We start from the raw sequence: 26,594 nt of genomic DNA on the forward strand, positions 1-26,594 counted from the left end.
ATACCAGCTCATTGAAACCCGGTCGCAACGGCCGGGTTTTTTGGTTTTTGATGGTTTTATTGAATTATTGGCTGAAACAGTCGATGCGCTTAGGCTGAAAGTGCGGGAAATACTAAAACACGAAGACACAGTACGAATGACATCCGAAACTTCCGATCAGACCAAGCGCAACGTGCCCGTCCTGGCCGGGCAAAGTATCCTGTCTCAGGTCGCGTGGACGCTCGGCAGCCCGTCGGTTGTTTTGCCGTTTTTAGCCGTTTCCTTCGAGTTGCCGATGTTTGTGGCGGGGGCGCTGGTGTCGGTGCGGATGGTCGGTTGTTTAATTGCGGACTTCTTTTTAGCGCAACCCGTTGCGGCAAGAAGCAAGAAGAAACGTGCAATTGCGCTGACCGAAGCGGTCATTGGCGCCTGTCTGGTTCTGGCAATCGCTGCGGCCGCAACCGGGGCTGTCCCATTGATCGCGGCGGTTTTCCTGTCTGTATTTCTGGTGATCGGGCTTGTCAGCGAAGTGCAGACCCTGATGCTTACGGATCTGCTCGGGGACCACGTTCAGGCGCGTTCGCGCATGGTCATGCAATACCTGCAACTTGGTGCCGGGGGGCTATGTGCCATTGGCCTTGCGTTGCTGGTGCATCAGATCACCAAGGATAATCCACCCTTTTCGCGCCATTCAGTCATGATTGGCGTTTCGGTTTTATTCTTCCTTCTGTCGGGTCTGTTCATGCTGGCGATGACGGAAACCGTGCGTGAGGGTGCACCGACGACGCCGCAGAAGTCCGAAAGGGGCATTTCGATTAAGGCGAATATCAAGGGTATTCTGGACATGTTCGAATACCAGTGGTTCCGGCGGTATATGATCATGCGTCTGCCCTTGGTTGCTGTGTCGCTGTCTGTTCCGTTCTTCGCGCTCATCGCAGCCGAAGCGCATCACAGCTCGACACAGGGATTGACCGCGATGATCGTTTCTTCCGCTTCGGGGTATCTTGTTTCGGGCCCTCTGTGGCAAACCATCAACATGAAATCCCATCGTGCTGTCATGGTGGTCGGGACATTGATGGTCGCCGCAACAGGCTGTGTCCTTTTGGTGTTCCACTATTTGGGCATCGACCATCAGGTTCACTTGCATGCAATTGCGCTGTTCATTGTCACCGTTGCGGTGACCGGGATCAGCAGTGCGCGTAAACTCTATTTTCTGGATGTGGCACCCAAAGAGCAGCGGGTGCGGGGATCGGCGGCGGTCAAGGCGTTCGCGCGTTTAACCGCGGTGTTGTTGTCTGCGGGCCTTGCCGCTGTCGCCCATATGCACGAGGTCGCAATGGCCGTCGCATTCATCGTCGTCGCCAGTCTGGCGTCCTGTGTAAACTGCTACCGCATGATGCAACCGGAACAGAAATAGCCAGTACAGCCCACGAATTGAGTTTTCGGCCACCGTTGCGACGGCCTCAGAAGAAGGATGAAATCTCTTCCAGGGGTTTCTTGAGTTTTGCCACAGCAGGCACAGTCGCTCCTTCTGACGGATGCCCCACCGCGATGATCATGGTTGGTTTTTCGGACGCGGGCCGGTCCAGCGCGTCGTTCAGAAACCGCATCGGATTCGGGGTGTGGGTCAGAGTGCTAAGGCCCGCGTGATGCAGCGCGGCAATCAGAAAGCCGGTGGCAATGTTTACACTCTCCGGGACGTAGTAGTTCTTGTACCGCGTTCCATCCTCGAATTGCCCCCAGCGCTGGGCAAATACCACGATCAGCCAAGGGGCGATTGTCAGATGTTCTTTTACAGCGTTGGTTCCGATAGGCTCCAGTGCCTTGATCCATTCATCCCCGGCGCCACCTGCGTAGAACTGGCGTTCTTCTTCTTCGGCTTCTTCCCGGATGCGGTGTTTCAGGGCAGGATCCGAGATGGCAGCAAAATGCCAGGGTTGGTGATTGGCGCCCGACGGGGCGGTGCCCGCGGTGCGCAGGCTGGATTCGATTACCTCACGGCCAACGGGGCGGGGGCTGAAGTCCCGGACAGTGTGACGCTGACGCATCTTTTCGTAAAATGCCTGCGCCGCGCCCAGCATGTCTGCATCGCTGATGTCGCATCGGTCCGGCAGGGGAATCGGGTCATAGCCAAGAGCGTCACGTGAGAACATCGGTCCCTCCGAAAATGTCGTGTCTGTTTAGCTGCTTTGAGGCGGAAGCAAAATCCGTTCTGATGCACGTTTGACAGCCTGGGTCAGAGGTTTGAGTGCGGGCGCAAGAACACGCCCAACCTGCCAGCTCAGCGCGACATCCAGCGGTGCATCGGGCACGATGGGGCGCAACAGCCCTTGTTTCAGAACCTCCCGCACCAGAGCCGCGGGGTTCATGCCCCACCCAAGCCCGGCAATCGCCGCGTCCACAAATCCGTGTGAAGAAGGCAGGAAATGAGACGGGGGGGAAAGGCGTTTGCCAGTGTGCTGAACAATCCATGCCCTTTGCAGCCCGTCCTTTTGGTTGAAAACCAGGCAGGGTGCCTTGCCCAGTTCTGCCTCGGTCACTTTGTCCCGAAACCAGGTGTTGATGAATTCCGGGCTGGCCGTTGGCAGGTACCGCAACACGCCCAATGGGATCGCGTCGCACCCGGTCACTGTCTGGCCGCCAACGGTGACGGCGGCGCTTACCTCGCCCCGCCGCAGCCAGTCTGCGGAGTGATCCTGATCGTCGATCACCAGATCGAACAGCATGTCAGGCACCTGCGCCATCGCATCAACAAACCAGGTGGCCAGACTGTCTGCCGGTACGGCAATGCGGACGCGGGCGGACCTTGATTCCTGCTCCAGCGTAAGCTCTCGAACCAGCTGTGCCTCAAGCAGTCCGACATCTTCCGCGTAACGGGCGATGCGCAGCCCGGCGGGCGTTCCGGTGCAAGGGGTGCTCCGATGTATCAGGGTGGCTCCAATCCGATCCTCAAGCGCCCTGATCCGCTGGGATATCGCCGAGGGCGTCACCGCCAGCTCTGCCGCAGCCGCATCAAAGCTGCCATGACGCAGAATGGCAGACAAAGCGGACAGGTGAAGAGGATCCAGCAACATTAGTCAGGCTTAACTCGGGATAACATCTTTAATTTGATAGATCGCACCGACGATCTTAGTCAACGTCTTGCAATAGCAGGAGGTCCCATGCCCACGTCCATGATCGCCGGTTTCGCGCTGGGTTTCAGTCTGATCCTCGCCATCGGGGCACAGAACGCCTTTATTCTCCGACAGGGGTTGCGGCGTGAACATGTGTTTCTTCTGTGCCTGACCTGCTCAATGTCTGACGCGGTTTTGATTGTTGCAGGCGTCACAGGGTTCGGGACTCTGGCGCATTCAGCCCCCTGGTTTGAACCTGTACTGCGATTTGGCGGGGCCGCTTTTCTGACGTGGTATGGGCTGCGCAGTTTCGGGTCTGCCCTGCGGGGTGGCGCGGTAATGGAAACGGGCAACGGCCCGCGAACCAGCCTTAAAACCGCAATGCTTACCGTTCTCGCCTTCACCTGGCTGAACCCGCATGTCTATCTGGATACAGTGGTTCTGATCGGTTCCATCTCGGCACAGTATGATGACCGGGTCGGATTTGCCATCGGGGCGGTCACGTCCAGCTTTGCCTTCTTCTTTTCACTTGGATACGGCGCAGGTGTTCTGTCTCCGGTGTTTGCGCGCCCGCGCGCCTGGCAGGTGCTGGATGCAGTGATCGGTGTCGTAATGCTGGGTATCGCACTGAAACTTGTTGTCATGTGAAGGGTTGTTCCCGGCAGGGTTTCGGTGTTCAACCTAAGCCATGACATCGCTTGCCGTTTCGTCGCGCCCGCTTGCCGCTATGTTCTGGATGTTTGCCGCCGGGCTGTCCTTTGTTGTGATGACCGCATTGGTCAAATCTCTGGGCACGACGATGAATCCGGTCCAGGCCGCATTCCTGCGTTATGCGCTGGGATTGGTGTTTCTGTTACCGGCCTTGCGGTCGATCATGGCGACCCGGCTGACACCCCGCCTGCTGACGCTGTTCGGTTTGCGCGGTGTAGTACACGCGATTGCTGTCATGCTTTGGTTCTTCGCCATGACACAAATTCCCTTGGCCGAAGTCACTGCGATGAACTACATGACGCCGGTTTATGTCACCTTGGGTGCAGCCCTGTTTCTGGGTGAGAAGTTGGCTTTTCGCAGGGTCGCCGCGATTCTGGTCGCTTTGGTGGGCGTGCTGGTCATCCTGCGCCCCGGGTTTCGCGAAGTCTCACAAGGTCACCTTGCCATGCTCGGAACGGCCCTGATGCTAAGCGGGTCCTATTTGCTGGCCAAGCTTCTTGTCCGCGACGTTCCACCTTCGGTTGTTGTGGCGCATCTGTCCATCTGGGTAACCATAGCCTTGATCCCCTTTGCGGTTGCCGTCTGGACCCGGCCCAGTATGCAAGAACTCGGGGTTCTGTTTCTGGTGGCCAGCTTTGCGACCGCAGGTCATTACTTCATGACATTGGCGTTGCAGGCCGCGCCTGTGGCCGTCACACAACCCGTCACTTTCCTGCAGTTGATCTGGGCCACGCTTGTGGGTGCAGCAATCTTCCACGAAAGCGTCGACCTTTGGGTTGTGGCTGGCGGAACCCTGATACTGGGCGCTGTAAGCTTCATCTCATGGCGCGAGTTCATGTTGAACCGGCGGGACTTGACGCCTCCCAGTATTGCGCCGAAGCTGTAACAAGACATCTCAGTGTTTACATTGATTGACGAGTCAATAAAAACATCCTAGCTTGGTCGCATGACACCTGTATGGGGAAAGCGATGCCAAAAGTTGGAATGGAGCCGATCCGCAAGGACGCGATTGTTCGAGCGACGATTGCTGAACTGGGTGTCAAGAAATCCCTGGATGTAACCGTAAGCCAGATTGCCAAACGCGCGGGCATGTCCAGCGCATTGGCACACCATTATTTTGGCGGAAAGGATCAGATATTTCTGGCCGCAATGCGTCAGATCCTCGCCGACTTCAGCGACGAAGCCAGGGCCCAGTTGAAAGCGGCCAAACCGGGCAATCGGGCAGAGGCGATTATCCACGCCTGTTTTGCCCCTTCGTGTTTCACACCTGACGTGACTGCCGCCTGGATGACGTTTTATGTGTTGGCGCAGACCAACAGTGACGCGCTGCGATTGTGGCAGATCTATCAGGCGCGCATCAGATCGAATCTGGTTCATGCCCTGCGTCCAAGGATGCTGGATCCGGTTGAGGCTGCCGAGAATATGATTGCCCTGATTGACGGGCTCTATATTCGCGCAGCACTCAGCGCCCCGGAAGAACCGCAACTGGCCGTGAACCACGCTATGCGCGTGCTCGATACTCTGCTCGAGGCTGAAAAATGACAAAACCAAACATTCTGATCCTGATGGTGGATCAGCTGAACGGAACCCTCTTTCCCGACGGTCCCGCTGACTGGCTTCATGCTCCGAACCTGAAGAAACTGGCCGAACGGTCGACCCGCTTTGCCAACGCTTATACTGCGTCGCCGCTTTGCGCGCCGGGGCGGGCCAGCTTCATGTCCGGTCAATTACCCTCACGCACCGGCGTCTACGACAACGCGGCTGAGTTCCGCAGCGATATCCCAACTTACGCACACCATTTGCGCAGGGCCGGCTATTACACCTGTCTGTCAGGCAAAATGCACTTTGTCGGCCCGGACCAGATGCACGGGTTTGAGGATCGCCTGACAACTGATATCTACCCGGCCGATTTTGGCTGGACACCGGATTACCGCAAACCGGGCGAGCGGATCGACTGGTGGTATCACAACATGGGATCGGTGACCGGCGCGGGTGTTGCCGAGATTTCCAACCAGATGGAGTATGATGACGAGGTCGCCTATAACGCCAAGGCCAAACTGTATGACCTTGCGCGCGGCAAGGATGACCGCCCATGGTGCGTGACGGTCAGCTTCACCCATCCGCATGATCCCTATGTCGCCCGTCGCAAATACTGGGACCTTTACGAGGATTGCGCGCATCTGCTGCCCGAAATCGCTGATATCGGCTATGACAACCAGGATCCTCACGCCAAGCGGATCTTCGATGCCAACGACTGGCGTAGCTTCGACATCACCCAAGAAGATATCCGAAAGTCGCGCCGCGCCTATTTCGCCAATATTTCCTATCTGGACGACAAGATCGGTGAAATCCTCGAAGTGCTCGAAACGACACGGCAAGAGGCGATCATCCTGTTCGTCTCGGATCACGGTGACATGCTGGGCGAACGTGGCCTTTGGTTCAAAATGAACTTCTACGAAGGCTCGGCGCGCGTTCCTTTGATGATTTCATCCCCGGACTTGCCTGCCGGGCGGATCGATACGCCAGTTTCCACCATCGATGTCACACCCACACTCGGGGCTCTGGCAGGTGTTGACATGGCCGAGATCGCCCCATGGACGGACGGTGAAAACCTGGTGCCGCTGGCGCAAGGCGCGGAACGAACCGCACCTGTGGCCATGGAATACGCGGCCGAGGCATCGTATGCGCCGCTGGTGTCGCTGCGCTATGGCAAGTGGAAATACAATCGATGCGCGCTGGACCCGGATCAATTGTTTGATCTCGAGGCAGACCCGCATGAACTGACCAATCTGGCAGACAGCCCCGAACATGCGGGCACGCTGCAAACCCTGCGCGCAAAGTCCGAGACCCGCTGGGATTTGGAGCGCTTCGACGCGGATGTCCGTGCCAGTCAGGCGCGACGCTGGGTCGTGTACGAGGCACTGCGGCAAGGCGGATATTACCCATGGGATTATCAGCCGCTGCAAAAGGCGTCCGAACGCTACATGCGCAATCATATGGATCTGAACATCGTCGAGGAAAACGCCCGGTTCCCACGCGGCGAGTAACCTCTTCATCTTTTTAAAAATACTCCCGCCGGAGGCGTCATACCCGGCGGGCGAGGAGTTGTGAATATGGAAGCAGATTTTGTCATCGTTGGCGCAGGGTCCGCAGGCTGCGCAATGGCATATCGTCTGAGCGAAGGTGGGGCCTCGGTCCTTGTGATCGAGCACGGTGGCACCGACATGGGGCCGTTTATCCAGATGCCTGCCGCGCTCAGCTATCCGATGAACATGTCGCGCTATGACTGGGGATATCAGTCCGAGCCCGAACCGCATCTGAACAACCGCCGTCTGGCCTGCCCGCGCGGCAAGGTGATCGGCGGGTCGTCGTCGATCAACGGCATGGTCTATGTGCGCGGTCACGCACGCGATTTCGACACCTGGGCCGAGATGGGGGCTGACGGTTGGTCCTATGCGGATGTGCTGCCCTATTACAAACGCATGGAGACATGGCATGACGGCGGCCATGGGGGCGATCCGGCCTGGCGCGGCACTGACGGCCCATTGCACGTGTCGCGCGGTCCCCGCGCAAACCCACTGTTTCAGGCCTTTGTCGATGCAGGCCAGCAGGCGGGATACGAGGTCACCGGCGACTATAACGGAGAAAAGCAGGAAGGCTTTGGCCCGATGGAGCAGACCGTCTGGAAAGGGCGGCGCTGGTCGGCGGCAAATGCCTATCTGAAGCCCGCGCTCAAACGCGACAATTGTGATATCGTGCGGGGTCTTGCGTCTCGGGTTGTTATGGAAAGCGGTCGCGCCACTGGTGTGGAATTGATCCGTGGCGGCAAGAAAGAGATCATCAAGGCCCGGCGCGAGGTCGTTCTGGCTGCGTCCTCGATCAACTCGCCCAAACTGCTTATGCTGTCTGGTATCGGCCCGGGCGCACATCTGGCGGAACATGGGATCAACGTCGTTGCGGATCGTCCGGGGGTGGGTGCGAACCTTCAGGATCATCTGGAGCTGTATATTCAACAGGCTTCGCTACAGCCGATTACGCTCTACAAGCACTGGAACCTGTTCAGCAAGGGTCTGATCGGGGCGCAATGGCTGTTTACCAAGACAGGTTTGGGCGCATCGAACCAGTTTGAAAGCGCGGCATTCATCCGGTCTAAGCCGGGTGTGGAGTATCCTGACATTCAGTACCACTTCCTGCCGATCGCAGTTCGCTATGACGGACAGGCGGCGGCAGAGGGGCACGGGTTCCAGGCGCATGTCGGCCCGATGCGGTCCCCGTCACGCGGGGCGGTCACATTGCGATCTGCGCAAGCCGCAGACGCGCCGGTGATCAAGTTCAACTACATGAGCCATGAAGAGGATTGGGAAGACTTCCGCACCTGTATCCGGCTGACCCGCGAAATCTTTGGACAAAACGCTTTCAAACCCTATGCGGGCAAGGAAATTCAGCCGGGTGCCGCTGTGCAAACCGATGAAGAGCTGAACGCCTTTATCGCGGAACATGCTGAAAGCGCCTATCACCCCTGTGGCACCTGCCGGATGGGGCGTGCGGATGACAAAGGTGCGGTGGTCGATCCCGAGGGTCGCGTCATCGGCGTGGACGGGCTGCGCGTCGCGGACAGTTCGATTTTCCCGCAGATCACCAACGGCAATCTCAACGCGCCCTCGATCATGGTGGGCGAGAAAGTATCGGATTCTCTGCTGGGCAAAGACCCGTTACCCAAGGCCAATGATCGCCCGTGGATCCACCCCGGCTGGGCAACCGCGCAGCGATAATGATACTTAACTGCTCCCGGTTGAATACGCTATTCAGCGCTTGCCGGGGGCATGTTAGGAAAAGGTTCAGCGTTCTTGTCCAGATAAGGTTGAGCCACGTTTCAGCACAACTTGCCCTCTGCACGGCAGGATGCGCGTGGCGCTTTATTGAAATTCGCGGGATTGTTGCGGGTAGTTGATCCCGGTCAAAGCGAAAGCCCGGTCACGCTTCTATCACTGGTTTGCAACGACATATGAAGGAGCGAACAGAGATGTCTCACACCCCGCATGAACTGGCCGAAGAGTTTCCGGACAAAGTTGAACTGATGAGCCAGCTCAAGCAGTCGGATGCGCATTTCGCCCGGCTGGCCGATGAATATCATGAGGTCAACCGCGAAGTGCACCGCGCCGAGACCAATGTCGAACCCATGGAGGAACTGGCCGAGGTTGACCTGCGCAAAAAACGCGCGGCGCTGAAGGATGAGATCTGGGCGATCCTGTCCAAGACTTAAATTCATTGGCGGGGGCTATGCCCCCGTCGTGCCCAGAGACGTGACGCTGATAGGGCTTAGTCGCCAGACTAAGATCAGGTCACTTCATAGGGCAGGGTGCCGCGAATATGGGTGTCGATGCTCAGACGGCGTTCCAGCGGCGGAACCGAACGCTGGTGACAGGTTTGCCGCTCGCAGATGCGGCAGGAAATTCCAATGGGCTCGTAAGCGCTGGCATTGTTGATGTCGAGGTTATCAGCATAAACAAGCGCCGGGGCATGGCGGACCTCGCACCCCAACGCAATGGCGTACCGTCTGACGGGCGCACCGAAAGAGCCGCCCGATTTTGAAACATCCCGTGCCAGCGAGATATAGCGAACGCCATCTGGTGTTTCCGCCAGCTGCCGCAGGAAATGCCCGGGCGTTTCAAAGGCCCGATGCACGTTCCAAAGCGGGCAAGCCCCACCAAAGCGTGCAAATTGAAGGCGTGTGGCCGAGTGTCGCTTGGTGATCGTCCCCGCCTGATCAACCCGGACGAAGAAGAACGGGATGCCCTTGGCGCCGGGACGCTGTAGTGTCGACAGCCGATGTGCAACCTGCTCGACCGACGCCCCGAACCGGTTGCTGAGCAGCTCCAGATCGTGACGCTCTTCCTGAGCAGCAGTCAAAAACGCGGTATAAGGCATCAGAGAGGCCCCAGCGAAATAGTTGGCAAGACCGATCTTGGCGATGGCGCGGGCTTCGTCACTTTGGAACTTGGCGAAATCCAGCGTCGCCTCCAGCAACTGGTCCTGACTGATCAGCGCGACCTGTAACAGAAGCTGGAACACCTGCGTCTGCGGCGCTGCACGGGAGGACAGGCGCAAAATTTTGCTGTCGACATCATAAGCGCGCAAGGGGCCCATATCTGAAAAAACCACCTGAATTCCGCGTTCTGAAAGGCTGCTCAGGGCGGCTTGCCGGATACCGCCGGGGCCGTCGGCGCGGTTGGCAAACAGTTCCGCTGCCCTGTCCACGGCGTCGATGTAGTTGTCGCAATAATGGAAGAAATCGCGCACTTCTTCCCAAGGGCTGGCCTGAATACGCGCATCTTCGCGCCCCAAAGCCTCGTCCAGCGAGGCAAGGCGTTCATGTGTCTGCCGGTAGGTTTTGTGCAATTCGATAAACGCGCGCGCCAGGGCGGGGGCGTTGGATGCGGTCAGGCGCAGATCGGCCAGAGGGGGCTGTATGTCGGCAAAAACTGGATCGGCCAGCGCCTCGCGCATGTCTGAAACAAGACGTTCGCTGTCGCCGGTGCTGAGTTCGGTAACATCCATTCCGAACTCCTGCGCCAGAGCCAGCACAACCGTGGTCGAGATCGGCCGGTTGTTGTTTTCCATCTGGTTCAGATAGGGCAGTGAAACGCCCAGTTTGGCGGCAAATTCACGCTGCGTCAGGGTCAGGCGCGTTCGCATTTCGCGCAGTTTCGCGCCGGCATAGAGCTTTTGGGTGGCCATTGGGTGCCTTTGCAAGTTTTCCAATTTCCGAGGTTAACTTTGCAAAGTCATTGGGGCAAGCGATTACAGCCCCAATTGCCGTTCTCTTCGTACGACAGTTGAAATTGCGACGATTGCCAGAACGCCTGTTGCCAGCATCAGCCAAAGCAGCGGCATCGCGCCGGTTTCACGTGTCAGCAGGGCACCTGCCAGCGCGCTCAGCCCGGCGCCGCCACCTAACATAATGGCGCCACTCAGGCCCGAGGCGGTTGCAGCCAGTCGAGGGCGCACTGATAGCGCGCCCGAGGTTGCGTTGGGGATGACCATGCCATTGCCGACGCCCACAAATGTCATGAACCCAAAGAAACTGAGTGCGGTTCCACGGTCGGCCAGAAACAGCAATGCCGACACAGCGACGCCAAACGCATTGAGCAGGCTTCCCCATAGCACCATGCGGTTCACACCGAACCGCACTGAAAAACGCCCGCTCATGAAATTGCCAACAAAATACCCAACCGCAGGTGCGCCAAAATAAATGCCAACCTGTGCCGCGCTCAACCCGAACAATTCGGTGCCGATGAAAGGTGCGCCGCCGAGATAGGCGAAAAACGAACCCGATGAGAAGGCACAAGCCAGTGAATATCCCCAGAACCGTGGCGAGGTCAGAAGTTCGGGGTATTCCTTGAATTGCTGGACAAGCGTTTTGCCACTTTTTGCCGATGTTTCCCCAAAGTCCGAATAGGTCAGTGCCATAGTCAGCAGACCTACGGCAAAGGGCAGCCAGAAATTCGCTTTCCAACCAAAGCTCACTTCCAGTAAGCCGCCGATGGCAGGGCCAATCATCGGAACCACGGCCATGCCCATCGTTACATAACCGATCATTGAGGCAGCTTGGTCCTGATCGTACATATCCCGCACCGCTGCGCGGCTGAGAACCATACCGACGACCACTACCGCCTGACACATCCTGAACGCCAGAAAAACCGTGGCATTGGGGGCGAAGATGCACCCAAGGGTCGCCATCAGGAACAGGCCAAGGCCCCACAGTAAAACTGGTCTGCGTCCTGCCTGATCCGCAATTGGACCTATAAGAATTTGCAGAATGGCATTGATCAGCAGATAAAGCGCAATCGACAGCTGCATGACCTTGTAATCGGTTTCGAAATACTCGGCCATGTTTGGCAGGCTGGGCAGAAACAGGTTCATGCTCAGGGCGGACAGGCCCGAGAGTAAAACAAGCGTCGCCAATGTGGGTGGTGTGCGGTGGACCGCGTCAGAGCTGAACTGCATGGTTCACATGTATAGCCGTGGATTTACGGAATGCCAGCCATTCGCAAAATTGCCTGCGAGAATTCGCAGTTTTGCAATTATCCAAATTACTGTTGCTGAAATTTTGCAAATTTGCCGAAAATAGCTTTGGATGAGCGGCCCAAACAGGTAGGGTCCCGTCAAATTTATAAGGGGATAGTCGTCATGAAAGACATTCTTTCCGAACTGGAAGGCCGCCGCGATAACGCGCGTCTGGGCGGTGGGCAGAAACGGATCGATGCCCAGCACGCACGCGGCAAACTGACCGCGCGTGAACGGATCGAACTGCTGTTGGACGAGGGCAGCTTTGAAGAGTTTGACATGTTTGTCAGCCACCGCTGCACCGATTTCGGGATGGAAAAACAAAAGCCTGCGGGTGACGGTGTTGTCACCGGTTGGGGCACGATCAACGGGCGCATGGTTTATGTGTTCAGCCAGGATTTTACCGTCTTTGGCGGATCGCTGTCGGAAACCCATGCTCAGAAGATCTGCAAGATTATGGACATGGCGGTCCAGAACGGTGCCCCGGTGATCGGAATCAACGATTCGGGCGGCGCGCGCATCCAGGAAGGTGTGGCTTCGCTGGCGGGTTATGCCGAAGTGTTCCAGCGCAACATCATGGCATCGGGTGTGGTGCCGCAGATCAGCGTAATCATGGGGCCCTGCGCGGGTGGTGCGGTGTACAGCCCGGCGATGACCGACTTTATCTTCATGGTCAAAGACACCTCTTACATGTTCGTGACCGGCCCGGATGTGGTGAAGACCGTAACCAACGAAGTGGTGACTGCCGAGGAACTGGGGGGGGCCTCGACCCATACCAAGAAATCCTCAGTCGCTGATGGCGCGTTCGAAAACGACGTCGAAGCTTTGGCCGAGGTGCGGCGCCTGGTGGACTTCCTGCCCCTCAACAACCGCGAAAAGCCGCCCGTGCGCCCGTTCTTTGACGAACCCGGCCGGATCGAGGCTTCGCTGGACACTCTTGTGCCAGAGAATCCGAACACGCCCTACGACATGAAGGAACTCATCGCCAAAGTGGCGGACGAGGGCGATTTCTATGAAATTCAGGAAGATTTTGCCAAGAACATCATTACCGGGTTCATCCGGCTGGAAGGTCAGACCGTAGGCGTCGTCGCAAACCAGCCGATGGTGCTGGCCGGGTGTCTGGATATCGACTCGTCGCGCAAGGCTGCGCGCTTTGTGCGCTTCTGTGACTGCTTCGAAATCCCGATCCTGACACTGGTCGACGTTCCTGGCTTCCTGCCGGGAACAAGCCAGGAATATGGCGGTGTCATCAAGCATGGGGCCAAGTTGCTCTTTGCCTATGGTGAGGCAACTGTGCCGAAGGTGACGGTGATTACCCGAAAGGCTTATGGCGGTGCTTACGACGTTATGGCCTCCAAGCATTTGCGCGGTGATTTCAACTATGCCTGGCCCACCGCCGAAATTGCGGTCATGGGGGCCAAAGGGGCGACCGAGATCATTCATCGCGCCGATCTGGGGGATGCCGACAAGATCGCATCGCATACCAAGGATTACGAAGACCGATTTGCAAATCCCTTCGTGGCAGCCGAGCGCGGCTTCATCGATGAGGTGATCATGCCGCATTCGACCCGCCGTCGTGTATCCCGGGCATTTGCCAGCTTGCGCGGCAAACAGCTGAAGAACCCGTGGAAAAAGCACGACAATATCCCGCTGTGATCCATCTAGGGGCGGGATGGCCCGCCCCGCTCAATCTTTGACCGTCACAGCGGTTCCGAGGCTGAAACCCCCTCAAATTGAGGCGGAATTGACAAAAACCGGCAAATAGTTGAATGATCCGACCCGTCAGACATAGAACCGCGCAGACTAATCGTACTGCGCGCGCGACCCCGGAAGGAGGAGCTCGCCGCTGGTGGGTCCGGGGTCGCGCCATTTGTCTGGTTGCTCTCGCCTTCAGCCATCCTGCTTTTGCAGACTCCGATACGTTGTTGCCGGTTCCGTCGGGCCAGCCAGTGCAACTGAGCGATGTCCTGCTGGACAACAACCCTGGCGAGCTTTGGCTGCGCTTTCGCTTTATCGCGCCCAGAATAGGCGCGTCAGTAGGGCGGATTGGGTATGATGTGGCGTCGAAGGATATGGAGCACCTGTGCCAGATTCTGGCCATTCCATATGTCGCTCAGCATGAATTGCATCCGGCGCGGGTCGTGATCTCTTTGTCCGATCGCCCGGTAGAGTTTGGCGATGCCGCCCCTGATGCGACCCAGTTTTTTGAGGCCTACCGGCTGGAGCAGTCCCGGTGTATCTGGGAGGGGCTTTGACCATGACCGCAAGACGCCATGAGTACAAAGCATCTCAGACCAACTGTGCGGCTTTGGAGGTGCGCATCATGACCCCATCCTTTTTCGGGCTCGAATTGCTTTTGTCTGCAAGTATGACACAGGGGGGCCTTTCATGCTGAAGCATCGTGGTTTTCCCGGTCGCCTTTCAGGCACCGACTTTCAGTTCACCATCCGTCGCGCCAACCCAAAGGGCGTTACACCGTTAACGCAGCGCGAGCGGTTTCGGGATCGTAAACCTGCGGACAGGCGCGCTGATATTGCGTTCATGGAGGCTCTTTGGGCCCATTTCGGTGACCAGCCGTTCGAACGGGGCAATCTGGATGCGGGGCGTTTGAGCTGGCTGTTCGGGCGCGAAGTCATCGCGGCAGAAGATCCCTTTGATCCGGCCAGTTATGATGCCTTGCTCGTTATCGACGTAAACGCTGCGCGCGCATCCTTCCCGGACATCATCGACGGGATGGACTGATTGTGACACTCGCAGCCGCACATAATCCAATCCCTGCCGGTTTCGGGAAGATCCTGCCCGAAACCGGGCAGGATGTATGTGTGGTCTCAGAAGTTCAACTGGGCCGCAAGCTGAACGCGGCTGCCATCAAAGGTTCTGCCGGTGGGCGCGTCGTTCCTCTCGCCATAGATGTATTCGGCGCTGAGCGTCAGACTGTCTGTCGCCTTGTAGAACGCGTTGACATGGATGGTTTCCAGTTCGGTGAAGGACAGCGTGCCGGTCGAGGTCGGCAGATCATAGTCTTCACGACCGTAAGCAATGCCGACATTCCATTTTGCACCGATGTCCTGCCTGAATTCCACGGTGTAGCCATCCACATCGTTGGCCTGCCCACCGACGATGGCATCGCCGAGACCGATCAGGTACGGGCCAAGCGCCTCACCTGTGACGTAGTTGACTTGGAACAACCCGCCTTGCCAGGGGCGAATGCCGCCGGAAAGCGTAAAGCCGGTTTGATCCACTTCGACATTGCCGGAATTGGCTTTACCGTACAAAACGGCACCACGGGCAATGTACGTACCGTCGTTATATTCCGCCGAGGCCGTCAGGACGGGATCATCGGAATTCGACCCGCTGACGTTCTCTTCGATCGAGACCGCAAACTGTGCATTGCTGCCAAGCTGTCCGGTGTATCTCAGCTGTGGGACACGAGCGAATGCGATACCCACGGGGCCGTTGAATTCGACAGTGGTCGGGTAGGTGTCCAATGGTTGGAAGTTGGTCCAGTACTGACCAATCAGGAACTGATCGCCGATGGTGATGTTGGCATGGCGAATGCGCAATTCAGCCGTGCCGCCGGAACCGAACAGGTCAAGCTCAAGCTGTCCGCCAATGTCACCGATCCCGCTTGGGGTGGTGGTACGCAATCCGATCCGAGATTGGCGAACGGTTGCCCCGAAGGTGCCGTCGGTTGCGGCCGAGGGTTCACCGATAACATTCACGAACGCCGTATCCCCCTGATCGTAGTCGAAGTCATAGAAGAAATCGGCCTTCACGTATCCGTAAACGTCCAAAACGGTGTTGCCGATGCGGAAATCTCCGTTGGCGGGGCCGCTTTTGTCGGCTTCCAGCGCCTCGACCCGGGCGCGCAAAGCGTCGAGTTCGGCCTGGGTCTGGGCGTCCTGGGCAACAGCAAACGTGCCGGTCACACTGAGCGCAGAGGCAGCGAGCAGGAGTGCCTTTTTTCTAGTCATAGTCATGTGGGTGTTCCTTTGAGTGCGAGTGTGCCCAAGGACCGTTTCACGCAGCAGAAATCTTTGGAAATCACGAGAAAGAGAATAGAACCATCTGATTTCTCAATAAAATGTGCCTTTTTCGACTTCTTGAATCACAGCGTCTTGAACCTGTCATCTAACGCGCTGTTGCGCCGTAATTCCTTCGCCGGTGGAGTGGCGGCGATTCGTGATGCTGCAACCGCAGAAAGCATCGGAAGCGACCCATTTTGTAACGAAACTGTGACGGTGAACGGGGCTTTCGTGCTGGTAATTCACTTGAATGCTGTCGGCACGATGTTGCGCGCCATGTTGTGGCTTGGGCAGAAACCAGCCGAGTTGTCCCAGGGAAACAATACTGTGTTTGCTCAACAGATTGTGCCGTGCAAACTGAATGGGCCGTGCGGCTCTACTTTGCCTGCGCCGCACATGCACCTACTATTCCGTACCCCTTCCTTGCGCGGGCAGGCTTGTGTTCCCCACATAGACCTGTCCGCGTTTTTCTTTTTGGCTTCCACGGCCAAAGAGAAGCGAAAACCTGCACAAAACCTGCCTGCAATTGCATTGATATTGAATAACAGGCCCCATTTCGCGCATCTGATCCCAAACGAACCAAGAAACCTAAAAGGGCAGACACAATGCGATTCTCGAAACTCATCCTTGTTGCGGCGACCTGTGCGGGTCTGGCCGCGTGCGGTGACACCACGGGCGAACAGGCACTCCTCGGCGGTGGTGCCGGGGCTGTGGGGGCCGCGGTCCTCAATGCCGACCCGCTGTTTGGCGCGGCCGTCGGCGCAGCGGGCAACGTGCTGTACTGCAAGACACAGAACAACTGTAACTAACGCATATCCTTCGGGGCGCCTGGCGCCTCAGCCATCATTGCGCATCACGCCGTCGTGGGGATCGTACCCTGCGGCGGCGTTTTGCGTTTCCGGAACACCAAGCCAAAGGACGTTTCATGTTCAATAAGATCCTGATCGCCAACCGGGGCGAGATCGCCTGCCGGGTCATCAAGACCGCCCGCAAGATGGGTATCGGCACCGTTGCCATTTATTCGGACGCGGACAAGAACGCGCTGCATGTGTCGATGGCCGACCAAGCCGTGCATATCGGTCCGCCCCCGGCGAACCAGTCCTACATTGTGATCGACAAGGTCATGGATGCCATCCGTCAAAGCGGTGCGCAGGCGGTTCATCCCGGCTATGGCTTCCTGTCGGAGAACTCGAAGTTCGCCGAAGCGCTCGAGGCCGAAGGTGTTGCCTTTGTTGGGCCCCCTGTCGGTGCAATCGAAAGCATGGGCGACAAGATTACTTCGAAGAAGATCGCACAGGAGGCCGGAGTTTCGACCGTTCCGGGTTACATGGGGCTGATCGAGGACGCGGACGAGGCGGTCAAGATCTCGAACGACATCGGTTATCCGGTCATGATCAAGGCCAGCGCCGGTGGTGGTGGCAAGGGTATGCGCATCGCGTGGAGCGATGAAGAGGCGCGCGAAGGCTTTCAGTCGTCCAAGAACGAAGCCGCAAACTCGTTCGGAGATGACCGGATCTTCATCGAAAAATTCGTAACCCAACCGCGCCATATCGAAATTCAGGTTCTGTGCGACAGTCACGGAAATGGCATCTACCTGGGCGAGCGTGAATGCTCGATCCAGCGCCGGAACCAGAAAGTGGTGGAAGAGGCACCGTCACCCTTCCTTGATCCTGAAACCCGCAAGGCGATGGGTGAACAGGCTGTCGCTCTGGCCAAGGCCGTGAACTACGCAAGTGCAGGTACGGTCGAGTTCATCGTGGACGGAAACAAGAACTTCTACTTCCTCGAAATGAATACGCGCCTGCAAGTGGAACATCCTGTTACGGAACTGATCACCGGCGTCGATCTGGTCGAGCAGATGATCCGTGTCGCAGCGGGTGAAAAGCTATCGATAACGCAGGATGACGTGACCCTGACCGGCTGGGCGATTGAAAACCGTCTGTATGCGGAAGACCCGTATCGCAACTTCCTGCCGTCGATCGGTCGGCTGACCCGGTATCGCCCGCCGCAGGAAACTTCGGCTGGTCCGTTGCTGGTCAACGGCAAATGGCAGGGTGAAGCACCCGATGGTGAAACCGCCGTGCGCAACGATACCGGCGTCTACGAGGGCGGCGAGATCAGCATGTATTACGACCCGATGATCGCCAAGCTCTGCACTTGGGCGCCGACCCGCGAAAAAGCAATCGAGGCGATGCGCGTGGCGTTGGACAGTTTCGAAGTGGAAGGCATCGGTCACAACCTGCCGTTCCTGTCGGCAGTGATGGATCATCCGAAGTTTGTAAGCGGTGACATGACAACGGCCTTTATCGCTGAAGAATATCCAGACGGGTTCGAGGGCGTAACGTTGCCCGAAGTGGATCTGCGCCGGATTGCTGCATCCTGCGCCGCGATGCACCGCGTCGCCGAAATCCGGCGCACCCGCGTGTCGGGCCGGATGGACAATCACGAACGCAAAGTAGGCAAGCGCTGGGTTGTGACATTGCAGGGGCAGGATTTCGCCGTGCAGGTCAATGCCGACAAAGAGGGGTCAACGGTCAAGTTTGACGACGGATCGTCCCTGCGTGTCGCGTCGGACTGGACGCCGGGCGATCAACTTGCGGTTCTGGACGTGGATGGCAGCCCGCTGGTTCTGAAAATCGGCAAGGTCTCGGGCGGTTTCCGCGTTCGCAACCGCGGCGCGGACTTGAAAGTACATGTGCGCCGCCCACGGCAGGCGGAACTGGCCAAGCTGATGCCGGAAAAACTGCCACCAGATACCTCGAAATTGCTGCTCTGTCCGATGCCCGGCCTTGTCGTGAAGATTGACGTCGAAGTGGGGCAGGAAGTGCAAGAAGGTCAGGCACTATGCACAATTGAGGCGATGAAGATGGAAAACATCCTGCGCGCTGAAAAGAGGGGCGTGGTCGCCAAGGTCAATGCAGGTCCCGGTGACAGCCTTGCTGTGGACGACGTGATCATCGAGTTCGAGTGACCATGTTGGCGCTTTCGACATACAATCCAAAGTTCCCGGCGCATCGCACCGGGGCCTTTGGACATGGCGAAAGCGTTCAGCCCCCTTCGCGCCGTTCGCGAATCTCGCGTTCGCGCAGGGGGGTCTTGTCAATAGACCTTCCAATCTCACGCACGCTCCACGGGCTGGGTTTGCGCAACTTGACCACGCCGTCCTTGTCGACGAACACCATCTGGAATCCACGCGGGCGCAACTTGGTCCGGATCGGAGACCGGGCAGACGGGTCCGTGTCTGTCAGCACGATGACATCACGGTCGCGCATGGCTGCTTCTTCTGCGACAAGCATATCGATCTGCTGCTGGAACCGCGGATCGGCGGGCGTGTCAGCGAAAACTACGATGGGGCGTTTTACCCATAAAAACTCGCTGAGTTCACTTTCACCCACCGGGCGGACAAAGCTGTCATCAGACGGCGCGGTTCCGTCTGCCGCCAAGGCGGCCAGAGGGATTAGTGCCGAGAAAACAAAGGCAAGCGTGCGTGTCATGTGGCCTCCTGTTCTTTCGAATATAGCCCCTGTGCCCGCGATTGCGACCGGCGATTTGTGCCGGGTGACCACATTTTCGCGCTTGTGCCTGAAAGAACAGGCCAAGTGCAGGACCTTGGCGCGGACGCTTTCAGCGACCGCCATCCGTATTGACGAGAGGAAATCGAAATGACCGACACAAAGGACTGGAAAGCGCTTGCCGAGAAAGAGCTGCGCGGACGTCCGTTGGGCGACCTGACCAAGGAAACGCTGGAAGGTATCGCGGTCAAACCGCTTTACACCCAGGAAGACACCGCCGATCTGCCGCATATGGGGTCTTTGCCGGGGTTTGGCCCGTTTACCCGCGGTGTCAAGGCCACTATGTATGCCGGGCGTCCATGGACGATCCGCCAGTATGCGGGCTTTTCGACCGCCGAGGAATCGAACGCGTTCTACCGACGCAATCTGGCAGCAGGCCAGCAGGGCGTTTCGGTTGCCTTCGATCTGGCGACACATCGCGGCTATGACAGTGATCACCCGCGCGTTGTGGGCGATGTCGGTAAGGCAGGTGTTGCCATCGACAGTGTCGAAGATATGAAAATACTGTTCGATGGCATCCCGCTCGACAAGGTCTCGGTCTCGATGACCATGAACGGCGCGGTTGTTCCGATCCTGGCCAGTTTCATTGTTGCGGGTGAAGAACAGGGTCACGACAGATCTGTCCTGTCCGGCACCATTCAGAACGACATTCTGAAAGAATTCATGGTGCGCAACACCTATATCTACCCGCCTGAACCGTCGATGAAGATCATCTCGGACATCATCGAATACACGTCGAACGAGATGCCCAAGTTCAACTCGATCTCGATCTCGGGCTATCACATGCAAGAGGCCGGGGCGAACCTGGTACAGGAGCTGGCCTATACGCTGGCCGATGGGCGTGAATACGTCCGTGCCGCGACTGAGGCCGGGATGGACGTGGACAAGTTCGCGGGCCGTTTGTCGTTCTTCTTTGCCATCGGCATGAATTTCTTCATGGAGATCGCCAAACTGCGCGCCGCTCGCACGCTATGGCACCGGGTAATGACCGAGTTCGGGGCAAAGTCCGAACGGTCGAAAATGCTGCGCACCCATTGCCAGACTTCCGGCGTTTCGCTTCAGGAACAGGACCCTTACAACAATGTTATCCGCACCGCCTATGAAGCGATGAGTGCAGTTCTTGGGGGCACCCAGTCCCTGCATACCAATGCTCTGGACGAGGCAATTGCGCTGCCCACCGATTTCTCGGCCCGCATCGCGCGAAACACGCAGCTTGTGCTTCAGGAAGAAACCGGTGTGACTGATGTGGTCGATCCGCTGGCCGGTTCTTACTATGTCGAAAGCCTGACCAATGAACTGGTCGAAAAAGCCTGGGCCCTGATGCAAGAGGTCGAGGAGATGGGTGGCATGACCAAGGCCGTTGCCTCGGGTATGCCCAAGCTGCGCATCGAGGAAAGCGCAGCCCGCCGTCAGGCCATGATTGACCGGGGCGACGAAGTGATCGTCGGCGTCAACAAATACCGCAAGGAACAGGAAGACCCGATCGACATTCTGGATGTCGACAACGTCGCCGTTCGCGAGGCGCAGGTGGCGCGGCTGGAACGCATTCGCGCGACCCGTGATGAAGCCGCGTGCCAAGCCGCGCTGGACGCCCTGACCAAGACCGCCCAGGAGGGCGGAAACCTGCTGGCCGCTGCGGTCGAAGCCGCCCGCGCCCGTGCATCCGTAGGAGAGATCAGCATGGCAATGGAGAAAGAATTCGGCCGCCACCGCGCCGAGGTGAAAACCCTGGCCGGTGTCTATGGCGCTGCTTATGAGGGCGACGAAGGCTTTGCCGCGATCCAGAAATCCATTGAAGACTTTGCTGAGGCCGAGGGCCGCCGCCCGCGTCTGCTGGTGGTCAAGATGGGGCAGGACGGGCATGATCGCGGTGCCAAGGTCATCGCCACGGCCTTTGCTGATATCGGTTTTGATGTGGACGTTGGCCCGCTGTTCCAGACGCCCGCCGAGGCCGCGCAGGACGCGGTGGACAATGACGTTCACGTGGTCGGCATTTCCTCGCAGGCGGCGGGGCATAAAACGCTGGCACCGCAGCTGGTGGAAGAGCTGAAGAAAGCAGGGGCCGACGATATCATTGTGATCTGTGGCGGGGTGATCCCGCAGCAGGATTACCAGTTCCTGTATGACCACGGGGTTAAGGCCATCTTTGGTCCGGGCACCAACATTCCCGAGGCCGCTCAGGACATTCTGCGCCTGATCCGCGAAGCGCGGCCCTGACACAAGGCAAGTCTTTCAACGAAAGCTCTTGTGATCCTGCGCCAATGGCGAAAACATGCGGCCGGATCCCTTTGGGTCCGGTCGTTTTCGCAGGAGGGTGCACATGTTACTCGATCATCTGGCCGTCGCGGGCGAAACGCTTGAAGAAGCGTCTGCGCATATCGAACAGGCGCTTGGTGTTGCACTGCAACCCGGTGGGAAACACGAAAAATTCGGGACACATAACAGGCTGCTGGGGCTCAGAGACGGGCTCTATCTGGAAGCGATTGCCATCGATCCGCAGGCGCAGCCTCCGGGCAGGCCGCGATGGTTCGATCTGGACAATTTTCAGGGCGGCCCGCGTTTGACGAACTGGATATGCCGGGTCGAGGATATCGAGGCCACACTGTCGATCTTTCCCGATGGCACCGGAGAGCCCATCGACCTGACCCGCGGCGCGTTGCAATGGCGCATGGCGGTTCCGCCAACGGGGCGTTTGCCGTTCGACAATCTGTTTCCCGCCCTTATCGAATGGCAGGGCGACCTGCACCCGGCAAACATGTTGCAGGACAGCGCGTGCCGGTTGCGGCGTCTGGTTGTCTATCACCCCGATGCCCTGACACTGGCCCGTCGACTGGGTGAGCTGGATCTTGTTGTGTTCGATACCGGCCCCGCGGCTTTGCAGGCAGAAATTGAGACACCTCATGGGCTGCGGGTGCTGGAATGAACATTCGCCCGGCCACAGCGTCAGATGCTCCAGCCATTGCCCGGATCACCAATGCGATCATCCGGGACACTTTGGTCACTTTCACGACGGACGAACGCAGCGCCGCCCAGATTGCCGAAGATATCAAGGCACGCTCGCCCGGTTTTCTGGTTGCCGAGCACGACAGCCACGTTATCGGCTTTGCCACATATGGCCCTTTCCGCACCGGGCCCGGTTATGCGCAAACCTGCGAACATACGATCCAGCTGTCACCGGATGCGTGGGGCAAAGGGCTGGGACGTGCGTTGATGTCAGAGCTGGAGGAAGTCGCGCAAGCCCAAGGCGTTCATGTTCTGGTCGCGGGCATATCCTCGGCCAATCCGGGGGCTGAGGCGTTTCATGCCGCACTTGGCTATTCGAAAGTCGGGGTGATGCCCGAAGTCGGATTTAAGTTCGGCCAGCGGCTGGACCTTGTGCTGATGCAGAAAATTCTTGGTGCTGAATGACCTGTTGCACCTGACAGTCCCGAATTGTGACGCTAGGGTGCGGTCATGTCGATCTGGACCCGCATATCCGATGCGCTCAGCGCGCTTGCCCAGGGCGAAAGCCTGACCGCAGTTTTTGAAAAACTACGCTCGCCACCGGAACGGTCCGTCGCCTTTACGATTGCGGTCATCGCACTGGGTGCCAAAATGGCCAAGGCAGACGGTCAGGTGACCCGTGATGAGGTCACCGCCTTTCGCGACGTGTTTCAGATCGCGCGCGAAGATGAGGAAGGTGCAGCCCGCGTCTTCAACATGGCCCGTACGGACGTGGCGGGATATCAGGACTACGCCCGCAAAATTGCCCGCATGTTTTCCGAAGACAGTACAACCCTGTGTGACCTGATGGAAGGTCTTTTTCACATCGCGATGGCGGATGGTTTCTATCATCCGAACGAAAACGCGTTTCTCGAAGATGTCAGCCAGATTTTCGGGCAAACCGACGCGCAGTTCAAAGCACTGCGGGCGCGCTTTGTTCCGGATGCGCCAAACGATCCTTACACGGTTCTGGGCGTTCCACATGACATGCCGCTGCCCGACATTCGCAATGTCTGGCGGCAGCTGGTTCGGGAAACGCACCCCGACGCCATGATGGCCCGGGGTGTCCCCGAAGAGGCGATCCGGCTGGCCGAGAAAAAGATGATCGACATCAATCGCGCCTGGGATGAAATCAACGGCGCGCGGGCCTGATCAGATGCGGCTGGCGACCTATAATATCGAATGGTTCGCCAATCTGTTTGACCAGAAAGACAGGCTGATCGTCGATGACAGCTGGTCCGGCAGGCACGACGTCACCAAAGCGCAGCAGATCGAAGCGATTGCCAAGGTTCTGACTGCCATTGACGCTGATGCGATTGTAATCGTCGAGGCGCCCAACACGGGCAGACGCCAGAACACGGTTCGGGCCCTGCAAGCCTTTGCCGAAGCGTTCGACTTGCGCACGTCTGATGCGGTGATGGGCTATGCAAACGACACACATCAGGAACTGGCATTGCTCTATGACAGAACGGTGCTGAGTGTTCGCCATGACCCCAAGGGAGATATCGCAGATACTGCGGCCCCCCGGTTCGATGGCGTGTTTAAAATCGACCTCGACATTGATGCGACCGAGGATGTCGTGCGGTTCTCCAAACCGCCGATGGAACTGGCGGTGACGACGCAAGCGGGGCACAAAATTCGCCTGATCGGGGCACATCTGAAATCCAAGGCGCCGCACGGTGCCGAATCGCGGGACGAGGCGATCCGGATCTCGATTGCCAATCGCCGCAAGCAGCTGGCGCAAGCGATCTGGCTTGCACGGCGGGTCGAATGGCATGTCGCGCAAAAACAGCCCGTCATTTTGCTGGGCGATCTGAACGATGGCCCCGGGCTGGATGAGTTTGAGCACCTCTTTGGCCGCTCGTCGGTCGAGGTGTTGCTGCAAGCCGGATTGTTCGACCCGAACGCCGTCACAGCCTACAGGTTTCGGCCCGGACCGGTGCCTGCTACTGCGCGCTTTGCCCGCCCGGAAGAAGGTAAATTTCTGGACGCATTACTGGATTACATAATGATTACAACGGACCTGCAAGCATATCGCCCGTCCTGGCGTATCTGGCACCCGTTTCAGGATGCCGCCTGTTGGGCTGAACCGGAATTGCGGCAGGCGCTTTTGACGGCCTCCGATCATTTTCCGGTCACGCTTGATATTGAACTGTGACCTTTCCAGCCTGCCACACGGGCCTTATATGTCAGGTATGAAACGCATCTTGCTGATCAGTACGATCTCAGTGTTCCTTGCCGCGCCTGCAATGGCGCAGGAAGACAATGAAAAATCCCTGATGGAACAGGGGGCCGAACTGTTTTTCGAAGGTCTGCGCAAGGAAATGGAACCGGCATTGGAAAACTTGCTGGGTCTGGCAGAAGAGTTTGGCCCGGCGATGCAGTCATTCTTGCAGCAGATGGGCCCGGCGCTTGCTGAACTGGCGGCTGAGGTCAAGGACTGGAGCGTTTATGAACCACCCGAGATCCTGCCCAATGGCGATATCATTATCCGCAGAAAACCGACCCAAGAGCCATCTGAGCCTGAAAAGCGGGATATCGAGGTGCCCGAAGGACCTACAGATATCTGACCCGCTCAAGAGTCAGCCTTTGACAATCACGCGAGTCTGAGATTTCAGCGCTGCTGCCAAGGCGCTTAACCGGGCTTCTGCCACTTCGCTGAACAGGGGGGCTGCGGCCTCGGGCAGATACAGTTCCAGCTCTCGCTTTTTGGGGAAAAACTTGAGCTGCCCCATATTGGCATCGTTGTGCATCCACAGCATCGCGCCAAACCGCATGGCCTTGCCCAAAATCTCGGCCTGTTTCTGGCTTTTTTCATCCAGCAATTCGTAAAGCCGAGAGAACCGATTGCCTTCCCGTTTGTTGCGATAGCGGTGTTGCAGTGCCAATCCGATGAAGACACGCTCGGAATGCTTCAAACCACCCAGATTGGCGCGCGTGACGTTGTCGAAACACACCTCGGCCCGATAGTCGGGATGCGCGCGCCAGCTTACATCGTGCAGCAGGCAGGCCGCCTTGATCAGGCGCACTCTGCTGGGCGGTGCCGATCTGAACAGCGGGATGACAAAATCATAGAGATTGCTGCCAAATCCGGGCAGGCGCGCGTCCTTGGCTTCCGAGAACCGGCTGGCTTCGATCAGCGGGTCGCGATCGCGCACTTCCTGCGGCATCTGCTCATATAGCAACCCCTCGCGAATCCCATAGCTTGAGATGGCGATATCTTTGGGTTTGAACGTGCGGATCAGCCGCGCCAGAACGTCCATCGCATACGGGATAAGCGCCATGCGCGAGCTCGACACGCCCGCCTGAGCACGCAGCTTTTCACCATCGTGTTTTTCGATGTATTTGATCGTCTCGCGCACCTGTTTGGTGGTCATGCGGTATTCATGCAGAACGTTCAGCGGATAGCCCCGCCGCAGCATGTCCAGCCGCGCAAAGGCGCGCCAGCTGCCGCCGACCAGAAACAAACGGTCTCGCTGCTGGCCCATCTGATTGCGCAGATCCTCCATCGTTTCCTTGATATGCGCTTTTCGCGCGCGCCGCCCGCCTTTGATGTCGCGCAGTTTCAGCGGCCCAAGTGGCGAGGTCACTCGGCGGCCGACCTGACCACCGCCGATTTCGGCCAATTCCATCGACGACCCGCCGATATCGCAGATCAGCCCATAAGCTCCGGGCCATCCCAACAGGACACCCTGTGCCGACAGGCGGGCTTCTTCGTCACCGTCAATGATGGCCACCTGCAAACCGGTTTCAGCCTGCACCTGATCGCAGAACTCGGGCCCATCCGAGGCTTCTCGCACAGCGGCGGTGGCCACAACATGCAAACCGGGCAAGTCCAGATCCATTGCCAGGTGCTGGAAGCGCCGCAATGCCGCCAGGGCGCGTTCGCGGCCACGCGGGTTCAGCCGTCCGGTTTCGGACAGGCCCGCCCCCAGTTCGCACATGACCTTTTCATTGTAGAAATAAGCCGGTGATCGGGCCGCCCCGTCGAAAATAACCATCCGGACCGAGTTCGACCCGACATCGACAACCCCGACGCGCGACAGCGCCCGTGCGTCCGGTTTGTCAAACAGAGGCTTTCCGATTGTTCCCCAGTCCGGGATATCGGTTTCGACGGTCTGATCCATGTGCCTTCCAGATTGTTC

25 protein-coding genes are annotated in these 26,594 nt (G+C 58.1%); 18 read left to right on the forward strand and 7 right to left on the reverse strand.

The annotated features are described in order from the left end of the window. Window positions 1-136: 136 nt before the first annotated feature. Window positions 137-1,396, forward strand: a complete 1,260-nt coding sequence (locus ACR3E2_RS01015) for a permease (RefSeq protein ID WP_480481974.1) — start codon at window positions 137-139, stop codon at window positions 1,394-1,396. Window positions 1,397-1,442: 46 nt separating this feature from the next. On the opposite strand, the gene ACR3E2_RS01020 is transcribed toward ACR3E2_RS01015, so the two are convergent. Both ACR3E2_RS01020 and ACR3E2_RS01025 read right to left on the reverse strand, forming a co-directional pair. Beyond that, the gene (locus ACR3E2_RS01020) at window positions 1,443-2,132 is read right to left on the reverse strand and encodes a nitroreductase family protein (RefSeq protein WP_480481972.1); all 690 of its coding nucleotides are present in this window, start codon (window positions 2,130-2,132) and stop codon (window positions 1,443-1,445) included. Window positions 2,133-2,159: 27 nt separating this feature from the next. Then, window positions 2,160-3,053: a LysR family transcriptional regulator ArgP gene (locus ACR3E2_RS01025; RefSeq protein WP_480481970.1), complete on the reverse strand. Its 894-nt coding sequence runs from the start codon at window positions 3,051-3,053 to the stop codon at window positions 2,160-2,162. An 87-nt stretch (window positions 3,054-3,140) separates the two neighbouring features. Between ACR3E2_RS01025 and ACR3E2_RS01030 the strand changes: the two genes are divergently transcribed. The 6 genes from ACR3E2_RS01030 to ACR3E2_RS01055 all read left to right on the forward strand — a co-directional run bounded on the left by ACR3E2_RS01030 (window position 3,141) and on the right by ACR3E2_RS01055 (window position 9,066). Beyond that, window positions 3,141-3,740, forward strand: coding sequence for a LysE/ArgO family amino acid transporter (locus tag ACR3E2_RS01030; RefSeq protein ID WP_480475813.1), 600 nt, complete (start codon window positions 3,141-3,143; stop codon window positions 3,738-3,740). Window positions 3,741-3,780: 40 nt separating this feature from the next. Then, window positions 3,781-4,689 carry a DMT family transporter gene (locus tag ACR3E2_RS01035; RefSeq protein WP_480481968.1) on the forward strand — a complete coding sequence of 303 codons (909 nt, stop codon included), beginning with the start codon at window positions 3,781-3,783 and terminating at the stop codon, window positions 4,687-4,689. Between the two features lie 83 nt (window positions 4,690-4,772). Then, window positions 4,773-5,345, forward strand: coding sequence for a choline-binding transcriptional repressor BetI (gene betI, locus ACR3E2_RS01040; RefSeq protein WP_480475817.1), 573 nt, complete (start codon window positions 4,773-4,775; stop codon window positions 5,343-5,345). Beyond that, window positions 5,342-6,850 carry a choline-sulfatase gene (betC, locus tag ACR3E2_RS01045; protein WP_480481966.1) on the forward strand — a complete coding sequence of 503 codons (1,509 nt, stop codon included), beginning with the start codon at window positions 5,342-5,344 and terminating at the stop codon, window positions 6,848-6,850. Before betI ends, betC begins: the two co-directional genes overlap by 4 nt. A 66-nt stretch (window positions 6,851-6,916) precedes the next feature. Then, window positions 6,917-8,575, forward strand: a complete 1,659-nt coding sequence (gene betA, locus ACR3E2_RS01050) for a choline dehydrogenase (RefSeq protein WP_480481964.1) — start codon at window positions 6,917-6,919, stop codon at window positions 8,573-8,575. Window positions 8,576-8,826: 251 nt separating this feature from the next. Further along, on the forward strand, window positions 8,827-9,066 hold the full coding sequence (locus ACR3E2_RS01055) for an HP1242/YdcH family protein (RefSeq protein WP_480481962.1): 240 nt from the start codon (window positions 8,827-8,829) through the stop codon (window positions 9,064-9,066). A 74-nt stretch (window positions 9,067-9,140) separates the two neighbouring features. Here ACR3E2_RS01055 and ACR3E2_RS01060 read toward each other — a convergent pair whose 3' ends face one another. Continuing rightward, window positions 9,141-10,541: a helix-turn-helix domain-containing protein gene (locus ACR3E2_RS01060; RefSeq protein WP_209504590.1), complete on the reverse strand. Its 1,401-nt coding sequence runs from the start codon at window positions 10,539-10,541 to the stop codon at window positions 9,141-9,143. 63 nt (window positions 10,542-10,604) lie between these two features. Beyond that, a complete protein-coding gene (locus ACR3E2_RS01065) occupies window positions 10,605-11,810 on the reverse strand; it encodes a multidrug effflux MFS transporter (RefSeq protein WP_480481960.1) in 1,206 nt (401 codons plus the stop codon). Between the two features lie 183 nt (window positions 11,811-11,993). On the opposite strand from ACR3E2_RS01065, the gene ACR3E2_RS01070 reads away from it, so the two are divergent. From ACR3E2_RS01070 to ACR3E2_RS01080, 3 genes are all read left to right on the forward strand, one after another. Next, window positions 11,994-13,526 (forward strand): acyl-CoA carboxylase subunit beta, encoded by a 1,533-nt coding sequence (locus tag ACR3E2_RS01070; protein WP_209597857.1) that lies wholly within the window; start codon window positions 11,994-11,996, stop codon window positions 13,524-13,526. Between the two features lie 113 nt (window positions 13,527-13,639). Continuing rightward, window positions 13,640-14,125: a DUF6497 family protein gene (locus tag ACR3E2_RS01075; RefSeq protein WP_480492651.1), complete on the forward strand. Its 486-nt coding sequence runs from the start codon at window positions 13,640-13,642 to the stop codon at window positions 14,123-14,125. Between the two features lie 133 nt (window positions 14,126-14,258). Then, window positions 14,259-14,612, forward strand: coding sequence for a hypothetical protein (locus ACR3E2_RS01080; RefSeq protein ID WP_480481958.1), 354 nt, complete (start codon window positions 14,259-14,261; stop codon window positions 14,610-14,612). A gap of 86 nt (window positions 14,613-14,698) precedes the next feature. On the opposite strand, the gene ACR3E2_RS01085 is transcribed toward ACR3E2_RS01080, so the two are convergent. After that, on the reverse strand, window positions 14,699-15,850 hold the full coding sequence (locus ACR3E2_RS01085; protein WP_480481956.1) for a DcaP family trimeric outer membrane transporter: 1,152 nt from the start codon (window positions 15,848-15,850) through the stop codon (window positions 14,699-14,701). Window positions 15,851-16,500: 650 nt separating this feature from the next. On the opposite strand from ACR3E2_RS01085, the gene ACR3E2_RS01090 reads away from it, so the two are divergent. Both ACR3E2_RS01090 and ACR3E2_RS01095 read left to right on the forward strand, forming a co-directional pair. Further along, window positions 16,501-16,704, forward strand: a complete 204-nt coding sequence (locus ACR3E2_RS01090) for a hypothetical protein (RefSeq protein WP_209504584.1) — start codon at window positions 16,501-16,503, stop codon at window positions 16,702-16,704. A gap of 116 nt (window positions 16,705-16,820) precedes the next feature. Then, complete coding sequence (locus ACR3E2_RS01095) at window positions 16,821-18,866, forward strand: ATP-binding protein (protein ID WP_480481954.1); 2,046 nt, start codon at window positions 16,821-16,823, stop codon at window positions 18,864-18,866. 76 nt (window positions 18,867-18,942) lie between these two features. Here ACR3E2_RS01095 and ACR3E2_RS01100 read toward each other — a convergent pair whose 3' ends face one another. Beyond that, window positions 18,943-19,389: a DUF4174 domain-containing protein gene (locus tag ACR3E2_RS01100; RefSeq protein WP_267365674.1), complete on the reverse strand. Its 447-nt coding sequence runs from the start codon at window positions 19,387-19,389 to the stop codon at window positions 18,943-18,945. Window positions 19,390-19,557: 168 nt separating this feature from the next. On the opposite strand from ACR3E2_RS01100, the gene scpA reads away from it, so the two are divergent. From scpA to ACR3E2_RS01130, 6 genes are all read left to right on the forward strand, one after another. Further along, complete coding sequence (gene scpA / locus ACR3E2_RS01105; RefSeq protein WP_480481951.1) at window positions 19,558-21,684, forward strand: methylmalonyl-CoA mutase; 2,127 nt, start codon at window positions 19,558-19,560, stop codon at window positions 21,682-21,684. Between the two features lie 103 nt (window positions 21,685-21,787). Further along, window positions 21,788-22,390 carry a VOC family protein gene (locus ACR3E2_RS01110; RefSeq protein WP_480481949.1) on the forward strand — a complete coding sequence of 201 codons (603 nt, stop codon included), beginning with the start codon at window positions 21,788-21,790 and terminating at the stop codon, window positions 22,388-22,390. Beyond that, complete coding sequence (locus tag ACR3E2_RS01115) at window positions 22,387-22,875, forward strand: N-acetyltransferase family protein (protein WP_480481948.1); 489 nt, start codon at window positions 22,387-22,389, stop codon at window positions 22,873-22,875. Before ACR3E2_RS01110 ends, ACR3E2_RS01115 begins: the two co-directional genes overlap by 4 nt. A gap of 45 nt (window positions 22,876-22,920) precedes the next feature. Beyond that, complete coding sequence (locus ACR3E2_RS01120; RefSeq protein WP_267365678.1) at window positions 22,921-23,601, forward strand: molecular chaperone DjiA; 681 nt, start codon at window positions 22,921-22,923, stop codon at window positions 23,599-23,601. A 4-nt stretch (window positions 23,602-23,605) separates the two neighbouring features. Beyond that, a complete protein-coding gene (locus ACR3E2_RS01125; protein WP_480482343.1) occupies window positions 23,606-24,607 on the forward strand; it encodes an endonuclease/exonuclease/phosphatase family protein in 1,002 nt (333 codons plus the stop codon). A 37-nt stretch (window positions 24,608-24,644) separates the two neighbouring features. Further along, complete coding sequence (locus tag ACR3E2_RS01130; protein WP_480481945.1) at window positions 24,645-25,019, forward strand: hypothetical protein; 375 nt, start codon at window positions 24,645-24,647, stop codon at window positions 25,017-25,019. Between the two features lie 12 nt (window positions 25,020-25,031). Here the strand turns inward: ACR3E2_RS01130 and ACR3E2_RS01135 are convergent, their stop codons facing one another. Next, window positions 25,032-26,576, reverse strand: a complete 1,545-nt coding sequence (locus ACR3E2_RS01135; protein WP_480481944.1) for a Ppx/GppA family phosphatase — start codon at window positions 26,574-26,576, stop codon at window positions 25,032-25,034. Window positions 26,577-26,594 lie beyond the last annotated feature (18 nt).

This window comes from Ruegeria sp. AL7 (assembly GCF_056536105.1).